Origin of the sequence: Streptomyces sp. N35 (genome assembly GCF_016464295.1) — a bacterium.
Taxonomy (GTDB): domain Bacteria; phylum Actinomycetota; class Actinomycetes; order Streptomycetales; family Streptomycetaceae; genus Streptomyces.
The window spans coordinates 32,469-38,711 of sequence record NZ_JAEIMH010000087.1; the positions used below are offsets into that span (position 1 = coordinate 32,469).

The window sequence follows — 6,243 nt, forward strand, 5'->3', positions numbered from 1 at the left end:
GGGCGGCGCGGGCGCGCCCCCCCGCGGGGGCCGTCCCCCCCCCCCCCTCGCTTCGCCGGGCTCTTACAGGGAGGTGGTGGTCTCCGGCTCGATCAGGCCCTCGCGGTAGGCGATGCCCACGGCTTCGGTGCGGCTCGCGGCCCCCAGCTTGGCGAGGATGTTCGAGACATGGACGCTCGCCGTCTTGCCGCTGATGAACAGCTCCTCGCCGATCTGACGGTTGGTACGCCCCCGGCCGAGCAGCCGCAGCACATCGCTCTCCCGCGCGGTGAGGGCGGCGATACGGTCCGCCGGCGCCGACGCGTCGGCGAGGCGGCCCCGGCGGATCAGCGCGTCCACGGCCTCGCGCAGCGGTCCGGCGCCGAGCCGCTCGGCCGTGTCCCGGGCCGCGCGCGCCTGCTCGCCGGCCTCTTCGCGCCGGTCGGCGGTGAGCAGGGCCTGAGCGAAACGCCACTGGCATCGGGCCAGTTCGTACGGATCGCCATAGCCGAAGGCCGTCACGGCCCGCTCCCACGCCGCCACATCCGGACCGGTGGCGGCGCGCAGCGACTCGGCCTCGGCGCGCGCCAGCCAGGCCAGGCCCTCGGGCCCGTGCTCGGTTCCCGACTCTCCCTGGGCGGGCGGCGGCCGCGCCAGCTCCACCGGCTCGGCCGCGGGTCCCCCCCCACGGTCGGGGGCCCCGGGGGCCCCCGGTGTTCGGCGCCCGCGTCGTCACCGGAGAGCCGTGACTCCTCCGCCCGGTCCGCGACCGCCGACAGGGCCAGCGCGGCCAGCCGCACCGCCACATCGGGCCGGTCGACGCCCGAGCCTTCCGCGAGCGCCTCGACCGATGCGTGCAGCTGCCGTACGCAGGCCTCGGCGTCACCGCGCAACGCCGCGGCATCGGTCAGGACGACACTCGCGACCAGCATCGCCATCCAGTCGGAGGTGCTGCCCTCGAACAGGGCGCGCGCGGTGCCCACGGCCCGGTCGAACTCGCCGCGCGCGAGGGCGACGTACAGCGCGGGAGCGGTCGCGAACCCGCCTGCCTCCGGGAGCAGTTCGGAATCCGCGGCGGCCGCCCGCGCGCATTCGTCCCAGCGGCCGAGCGTGTAGAGCAGCAGGGACTGCATATAGCGCAGCTCCAGACCGTACGGGGAGGAGAGCAGACCCGCGCGACGGGCGAGGCCGAGCCCTTCGCCGCTCCAGGCCAGGCAGGCGTCCAGATCCCCGGACTCGTAACAGCCGATCGCGACGTTGTAGAGCGCCCGCATCTCCACCGGGAGATTTCCGGCGGCGCGGGCCAGCTCACGGGCCCCGCGCAGCCTGTCCCGGCCCTTCTCGGAACTCCGGTTGTGCTCTTCCATACCGACCAGCGAGATCATCAAGTCGGCCTGGGCGTCGCTCAGTCCGAGCCGCTCCGCGGCGTCGAGCGCCTGCCGGCCGACGCGCTCGGCGTCCTCGTCCCGCCCCACGTACCGGGCCGCCATGACATGGGTCGCGGCCGCCCACACCCAGGTGGGCGACGGCGGCTCGGCCGGGATCAGGGACAGTGCCTCGGTGCTGTACGTGAAGGCGGCCTTGAGGTGATCGATCCGCAGGAGCCTGAACGCGAGGGTGTAGCGGATCCGGGCGGCGAGTTCGGAGTCGGAGTCCGCGCCGGTCTGGGCGAGCGCGGAGCGGGCGAGCTGCACGCCGCGATGAGGGTCACCGGCGTGGGCGGCGGCGGCCGAAGCGCGCAAGGTGAGGCTGACCGCGTCGCCGGCCTCGGGGCGGGCGGCCGCGTCGACCGCGGTCCACAGGTCGAGCGCGGCCTCGAGATGGCGCAGCTCCTCGGCGGGCGCGCCGACGCCCTTGGCGTGGTCGGCGGCCTCCAAGGAGGCCGTCAGGGCATCGGGCAGGTCGTGGCTCTCGCGCGAGTGATGGGCGCGCTCCGCGGCGCTCTGCCCCGAACGGTCCTCCCGGGCAAGGAGCTTGGCGAACACCCCGTGCAGCCTGACCCGCTCGCCGGGCAGCAGGTCCGCGTACGCGGCCTCGCGGATGAGGGCGTGCCGGAACGAGTACGTCGCATCGTCACCCGGTACGAGCAGCTGTCGCCCGACCGTCTCGCGCAGCGCCGACTCCAGCTCCTCCTGCGGCAGTTGGACGGCGTCGCGCAGCAGGTCGTGACCGACCGTGCGGCCCGCCACGGCCGCGGTGCGCAGCACTTGCTGGGCGGTGTCCGTCAGTTGCTCGATCCGGATGAGCAGCACATCGACCAGGCTGCCAAGGCCGCCCAGGTCACCCGGACCGCCCTGGTCGCCGGGCATCGCGGGGGAGCCGGGGTCGCCGTCGCCGGGCAGCGCGGCGAGCAACTCCTCGGCGTAGAAGGCGTTCCCCTCGGCACGTTCGACGATGCGGCCGACCGTGCTGTCGGAGAGCGGGCCCGTGCGCAGCCCGCGCACGAGCCGCGCCACGTCCGCGTCGCCCATCGGGCGCAGCTCCAGGCGGTCGACGGCGGGCAGCCGGATCAGCTCGGCGAGCAGGGGGCGCAGCGGGTGGCGGCGGTGCAGATCGTCCGAGCGGTACGAGGCGAGAATCGCGAGGCGGCGGGGCGGGCCGCCGGGCACGGGCCGCTGGAGCACGCCCCGGCTGAGCAGGAAGCGGAGCAGATCGCGGGAGGACTGGTCCGCCCAGTGGAGGTCCTCGATGACAAGGAGCAGCGGAGCCTGTTCGGCCAGCTCGGCGAGGAGCGCGGTGACGCCCTCGAAGAGCTGGAGGCGGCTGCCGGGGTCCTGTGCGGAGCCGGTCCCGGAGGCCGCGCCCAGCAGCCGGTTCACCGCGGGGTGCGCGGCGAACGCGGGGGCGAACCGTTCGTCGGCGGCCGCCGCGCCGAGGAGCTCCGTGAACGGGAGGTAGGGCAGGCCCACGTCCCCGAGGTCCATGCAGTGGCCGGTCAGGACGGTGGTGCCGGTGGCGGCGGCGTGCGCGGCGGCCTCGGTCAGGGTGCGGGTCTTGCCCACACCCGCGTCGCCGGCCACGAGGACGGCGCGGGGGTCGCCGGATGCGGCCCGGTCCACCACGCCGGTGAGCCGGGCCAGTTCGTCCGCCCGGCCGATGAACGGCGTATCGAATATCTGAGCCACTCGCCCATCCTGGCATGTGCGGCGTGGTGGGCTGCAGGGAATTCCGGGTGGGGGCGCCTGCGGGTGGCTGTTTCCGCGCCCCGCCCCTTCCGCGCCCCGCCCCTTCCGCGCCCCGCCCCTTCCCCGCCCCACCCTTCCCCGCCCCACCCTTCCCGGTTCCGCCCCGGAGCCCCCCATCCGGACTCCGTTCGATCTGCTCAGACGCCGGAGGGGCTGAGTTCCACCACCCGCACCCGCCGCAGCGCCGCCGAAGCCGCCAGCGCCGCGCCGATCAGGAGCACCATCGCCGCCACCGCCGCGACGTGCATCCCGCTGGTGAAGGCCTCCCGTGCCGTGGTCAGCAGGGCCGTGCCCGCGCGCTCGGGCAGTTCCTGGGCCACCACCGTCGCTCCGCCGAGCGTTTCGCGGGCCACAGCCGGGGCCGCGTCCGGCATCCGGGCGTGGTACACCGCGTTACCGATCGAGCCGAGCAGCGCCATGCCGATCGCCCCGCCGAACTCATTGCCCGTCTCGACGAGCGAGGAGGCGCTGCCCGCCCGCTCGGCCGGTGCGGCACCGAGCGCCAGGTCGGTCAGCTGGGAGCCGACGATCACGGCACCGCTCGCGAGGACACCCGCGGCGACCAGGACGACCCACAGCGAGTCTGTACCGACGAACAGGAGGAGGGCGAAGCCCGCGGCCGAGATCAAAAACCCCGTGGCGACGACATGCGCCCGGTTCATGCCGCGCTGCACGAGCACGGTCGCGACGGGCGCGGCGAAGCCGATCAGTACGGACGGCAGCAGGGCCCAGAGCGCGGATTCCATCGCGGACATCCCGAGCACGGACTGCAGGTACTGCGTCGTGAAGTACGCCGAGCCCATCATCGTCAGGGACGAGATCAGGATCAGCGAGATGGCCGAGCCGAAGCCGTTGCGGCCCCGGAAGAGGGCGGGCGAGATCATCGGCGATGCGGCGGTCCGCTGACGGTGCACGAACAGCGCGGCGAAGACGAGCCCGACCGCCACCGAGGCCACGTAGGAGAGCTCGATGCCCTCGGCGGCGATCTCCTTGAGGCCGTAGACGACCGGCAGTACGGCGGCCATCGACAGCGGCACGCCGATCCAGTCGAAGCGCCCGGGATCCGGGTCCTTGAACTCGGGGATCAGGACCGGCGCGAGGACGAGAAGCAGCACCATCGCGGGCAGGTTGACCAGGAAGATCGAGCCCCACCAGAAGTGCTCGACCAGGATGCCGCTCATCACCGAACCGAGCGCGACACCCGAGACCAGCACGGTCTGCCAGATGCCGATCGCCTTGGCGCGCTCACCGGCATTGCGGAACATGTTCCTGATCAGCGCCATCGTCGACGGCATCAGGGTGGCGCCGCCGATCCCGAGCAGCGCGCGGGCGGCGATCAGCGTCTCCGCGCTGTCGGCGTACGCCGCGAGCACCGAGGCCGCCCCGAAGGCCGCGGCCCCCGTCATCAGCAGCCTGCGCCGTCCGATCCGGTCGCCGAGCGAGCCCATGGTGATCAGCAGGCCGGCCAGGACGAAGGCGTAGATGTCGAACATCCACAGCTGCTGGGTGCCGGTCGGCTCCAGATCGGCGGTGATCGAGGGGATGGCGAAGTAGAGGACCGAGACGTCCATGGACACCAGCATCAGGGCCAGCATCAGGACCCCGAGTGCCGTCCATTCCTTGCGAGTTGCCCGCTCGGGTGCCGGGTCGTGGGTCGTGGTGGTGCCCGGTGAGTTCGTCATGGCAGCGACTGTACGTACGTCCTAAACGCTTGTCTAGTACGAGTGTGTAAAACGGTCGTCTTGTACGTGCGTCTGCGCGCTGGGTAGGCTGTCCCGCATGGGACACCGTGAGGATCTGCTCGAAGGCGCGAAGCGCTGTCTGCTGGCCAAGGGCTTCGTGCGCACCACGGCGCGCGACATCGTCAAGGAGTCGGGGACGAATCTCGCGTCGATCGGCTATCACTACGGGTCGAAGGACGCGCTGCTCGCGGAGGCGTACATCGCGCTGGTCAGCGGGGCGTCCGACGACTGGGAGCAGGCGAGCTTCGCGACGCCGCCCGGTTCGCTCGAGCGCTTCGAGGAGGTCTGGGGCGGGGTCGTCGCGACCATGAAGGAGCCGGACTCCGTATGGCGGCTCAGCATCGAGATCATCGCGATGGGCGACCAGATGCCCGCCGTACGGGACTACTTGGCGAAGGCGCAGTCCGAGGGCGGGCGGGGGTTCATCGCGATGCTGATGGGCGTCGAGGAGTCCACGGTCTCCGATGACGAGGTCGCGACGCTGGGCAAGTTCCTCACGACGCTGATGACCGGGCTCATCGCCCAGTACTCGTTCGCACCGGAGACGGCGCCGAGCGCACAGGAGCTGACGGAGGGGCTGCGCCGCGTGATCAAGGCGGCGGGCGCCGCGTCGTAGGAGCCCTCAACTCCCTTGCAGGCGCGCCGCCTTGAGCGCCATGTGCAGCAGCAGCCGGTCCTCGCCGTCGTCCAGGTCGAGGCCGGTGAGCTGCTCGATGCGCGAGAGCCGGTAGTAGAGCGTCTGCCGGTGGATGCCGAGCGCCGCCGCGGTCCGTCCGGCCTGGCCCGCGTGGTCGAGGAACACCTCGGCGGTGTGGGCGAGTTCGGGGTGCCGCAGCAGCGCGGTGACCGCCGGGTCCTGCGCGGCGCCCGCCGGCAGGGCGGTCAGCAGGCGGTACGGGCCGAGCGCGGACCACTCGGCGATCGCCGCCACGCTTTCCTTCGTACGCGGGGACTTGGCGTGGCCGGCCAGGTGCCGCGCGGCAGCGGTACGTGCGGCGGCGAGCGCCTCGCGCCAGGCCTCCGGCAGTTCGGCGAGCCCGCGGCGCGCGCCCCCGATACCGGCCGAGGCACCCGCGGGAGCCGTGGTGAGCAGGCGCGTCGCCGTCGAGTGGGCGGGGGAGAGGGCGTCGGTGGCGCGGACCCGCACCAGGGCGGCGAACATCGTCGGCCCTTCGTCGTCCGCGGCCGGCGGGACGGTGCAGGCGGCGACGGTGCCGGGCGGGCGGGTCCCCTGTTCCTTGGCGCCCGGCCAGGGGGTGGCGCAGGCGACGGCGGGCAGATCGTCGGCGCCGGGCCCCCGGGCGGCCCGCAGCGCGGCCACCCCCACGGCCCGCCGC

General features: G+C 73.5%; 3 protein-coding genes and 1 pseudogene. 1 reads left to right on the forward strand and 3 read right to left on the reverse strand.

Annotation, left to right across the window (positions count from 1 at the left end; genetic code table 11):
- Positions 1-63 precede the first annotated feature (63 nt).
- Positions 64-3,104 (reverse strand): annotated as a pseudogene (locus JAO81_RS34110) (AAA family ATPase).
- Positions 3,105-3,301: 197 nt separating this feature from the next.
- Complete coding sequence (locus JAO81_RS34115; protein WP_199551853.1) at positions 3,302-4,846, reverse strand: MFS transporter; 1,545 nt, start codon at positions 4,844-4,846, stop codon at positions 3,302-3,304.
- A 97-nt stretch (positions 4,847-4,943) separates the two neighbouring features.
- On the opposite strand from JAO81_RS34115, the gene JAO81_RS34120 reads away from it, so the two are divergent.
- Positions 4,944-5,522 (forward strand): TetR/AcrR family transcriptional regulator, encoded by a 579-nt coding sequence (locus JAO81_RS34120; RefSeq protein ID WP_199551854.1) that lies wholly within the window; start codon positions 4,944-4,946, stop codon positions 5,520-5,522.
- Positions 5,523-5,528: 6 nt separating this feature from the next.
- On the opposite strand, the gene JAO81_RS34125 is transcribed toward JAO81_RS34120, so the two are convergent.
- Positions 5,529-6,243 (reverse strand): helix-turn-helix domain-containing protein (locus JAO81_RS34125; RefSeq protein ID WP_199551855.1); only part of this gene is annotated, 715 nt, incomplete at its 5' end.

What these genes read in the sequence shown, in the direction of transcription:
- JAO81_RS34115 (WP_199551853.1), bottom strand. Translation starts at nt 4,846, where the DNA reads ATGACGAACTCACCGGGCACCACCACGACCCACGACCCGGCACCCGAG.
- JAO81_RS34120 (WP_199551854.1), top strand. Translation starts at nt 4,944, where the DNA reads ATGGGACACCGTGAGGATCTGCTCGAAGGCGCGAAGCGCTGTCTGCTG.